The sequence below is a fragment of the Streptomyces nanhaiensis genome (assembly GCF_046614825.1).
GTDB classification, from domain to species: Bacteria; Actinomycetota; Actinomycetes; order Streptomycetales; family Streptomycetaceae; genus Streptomyces; species Streptomyces radiopugnans.
The window spans coordinates 1-2,609 of the sequence record NZ_JBKJFM010000306.1; the positions used below are offsets into that span (position 1 = coordinate 1).

The window sequence follows — 2,609 nt, forward strand, 5'->3', positions numbered from 1 at the left end:
CCCGACTACTGGACGACCGAGCGGCTGCGGTGGCTGCCCGCCGGAACCGACGGCGAGCCGCGCCCGCAGCGGCTGCGGCCGCTGCACGGCCGCGCCTTCACCGCCGATCCCGAACGCCCCGTCCGCTCGGACTGCCTCACCGTTCCCACCGCCGGAACGCCCGACCGGTGCCTGCTGGTCACCCCGCCGCTGCCCCGCCCGCTCGACGCGGTCGGCCCCGCGCGGGTACGGCTGCGGGCCACGGCGGACACCCCGTCCGCCGACTGGGCCGCCCGGCTCGTCGCCCTCACCCCGGAGGGAAGGGCCGAGCGGCTGGCCGTCGGCGTCGTCCGGCGCGAGGAAACGCCCGGCAGGGAAGCCGAGTTCACCATCGGCCTGGGCCGGCTCGCGAGCCGGCTGCGGGCGGGCACCCGGCTGCGTCTGGAGATCGCCGGGCACCACTTCCCGGCCCACGCCCGCAACCCGCACACCGGGGACGACCCGGTGACCGCCTGCCGGCTGCTCCCCTCCCGGCGGGAGATCGCCCCGGAAGGCGCGGCACTGCTGCTGCACGTACTGCCGTCCCGTCCCACCACCACCGAGCCCGCCGAGGAGATCCTGCGATGACGGCGCTGCCGCTCCACACCCTGGTCGACCCCGTATGCGGCATCGTCCGCAAGGTCAAGCCCGTCGAGCACCCCGCGGGCGCGCCGCCCCGCTACACCGCGTTCACGGCCGAGATATCCGACGCGCGCAGACTCGGCCTGTGGCCCGCCGACCGGGTCTCCCTGGGCACCACCTTCGGCGACCCCGAACAGGCCCGCGTCGCCGCGATAGCCGAGGGGGTGGAGCGTTACTGCGGCAACCGCGTACCGCCGCCCGGCCACCCGGACGCCCCGCTGCGCGCCACGGCCGCCGAACTGGCCGACAAGGGGCTGCGGCTGTACGGGCCGGGCGACCTGCCGGCCTACGCTCCGTGGCAGTACGCCCGGGAGAAGTTCCCCTACCGGCCCCTCACCGCCGACACCCCGGCCCTGTGGACGCGGGGCACCGAGCACCTGCCCGGCGGCACGACCGCCGAGGTCTGGGCGCCCGTCGCGCTCACCCACCTCAACTGGCGCCAGGGCGAACTGCGTTCGCTGCCCCGCACCCACCACCTCAACTACGCGGGGATCGCCACCGGCCAGGGTCTGGACGACGCGGTCGAACGCGGCCTGCTGGAGATCGTCGAACGCGACGCCCTGGAGCTGTGGTGGCACCTCGACGGGCCGGCGCGCGGCATCGACCCGGCCAGCGTGCCCGGCCTCACCGACGACCTGGCCGGATCCGCGCTCGAACTCCACCTCGTCGAGATGCCCTCGGAGTTCGCCCCCTGCATGGCCGCGCTCGTCCACGACCCCCGCCTCGGCCTGTACGCGGCCGGGTTCGCCTGCAAGTACGACCCGGCCGAAGCCGCCCGCAAGGCCGTGCTGGAGGCCGTGCACACCTGGGTCTTCACCCAGGGCCTGACCGACCCCGGCGGCTGGGTGTTCCAGGCCGTGGAGGCCGGTCTGCTCGCCCGCGGGCTCTACCTGGACCACCGCGCCGACGGCCGCTACCTCGACGCGTGCGGCGAACGGTTCGAGCACGTGCGGGACCTGGGGGCGCATGTACAGGTGTGGCTGGACGAACGGATGGCCCCCCAGGCCCGGCGCTTCACCGAACCCGCGCACGGGACCGTGCCCGTCGGCGCGGTCGAGCCCGGCAGCCGGGAGAGGCTGGAGCGCGCGCTGCGCGAACGCGGCCACCGCGTCATGACGTTCGACCTCACCACCGAGGACGTGGCCGAGACCCCGCTGCGCGTCGCCCGCGTCCTGGTCTCCGGGCTCCTGCCCAACGCCCCCGCGGCCTTCGGGTACTTCGGCTGCCCGCGGCTGGCCGAGGCCGCCGTCGGGCGGGGGTGGCGTACGACCGCCCCCGCCTCGCCGGAGGACTTCACGCTGGCGCCTCCACCCCACATGTGAGGGCGGCCCCGTGGAACACACCCCCGAGGAACACGCCTCCGGGCAGTATCCGGTGGACCTCGCCGCCGCCCTCGCCCTCGCCCGCTCCCCGGAGCGCCCCGGCACCGACACGCCCGCCAGGCCCGCCGTCCGGGCCTGGCCGGGACCACCGCGCGCCATCCCGGCCGCGGCCCGGGGAGAACTCGACGTGGAGGCCGTACTGCGCCTGTCCCTGGCGGCCTCGGACGGCTCCGGGCGCCTGCGACCGGCGCCCTCCGCCGGCGCGCTGCACCCGGTGGACGCCGAACTGGCCGTGGGAGCCGGCTGCTCCCTGCCGCCCGGCCGCTACGGCTACGACCCGCTGCGCCACCGCGTGCACCGCCTCGGCCCGCGGCCCGGCGGCACGCCACCCGGCGTGACCGCCGAACTCTCGGTCACCGCGCGGCGCACGGTCTCCCACTACGGCCACCGCGCCTGGCCGCTGCTGCTGCTGGACACCGGGCACGCGGCCGCGGCGCTGCTCCTCGCGGCCCGCGCGCTGGGCGCGGGCGAGCCCGAGGTCCGGCTGGACGGACAGGCCTGGAGCCCGCTGGCCGCGGTGCACATCCCCCCGCCCGGCGCGGACACCGGCCCCCGGCCCCCGCGGGA

The 2,609-nt window shown here is 77.1% G+C and carries 3 protein-coding genes; all 3 read left to right on the top strand.

The window, feature by feature from the left end; genetic code table 11:
- A partial coding sequence (locus tag ACLIYP_RS30120; RefSeq protein WP_412716248.1) for a CocE/NonD family hydrolase C-terminal non-catalytic domain-containing protein occupies positions 1-606 on the top strand: 606 nt, incomplete at its 5' end.
- The gene (locus ACLIYP_RS30125) at positions 603-1,982 is read left to right on the top strand and encodes a YcaO-like family protein (protein WP_412716249.1); all 1,380 of its coding nucleotides are present in this window, start codon (positions 603-605) and stop codon (positions 1,980-1,982) included. The genes ACLIYP_RS30120 and ACLIYP_RS30125, both read left to right, overlap by 4 nt.
- Positions 1,983-1,992: 10 nt before the next feature.
- On the top strand, positions 1,993-2,609 hold a 617-nt coding region (locus tag ACLIYP_RS30130), incomplete at its 3' end, for a nitroreductase family protein (RefSeq protein ID WP_459076361.1).

Excerpts from the sequence above, each read along its gene's own strand:
- ACLIYP_RS30125 (WP_412716249.1), top strand. The coding sequence starts at position 603 with ATGACGGCGCTGCCGCTCCACACCCTGGTCGACCCCGTATGCGGCATC.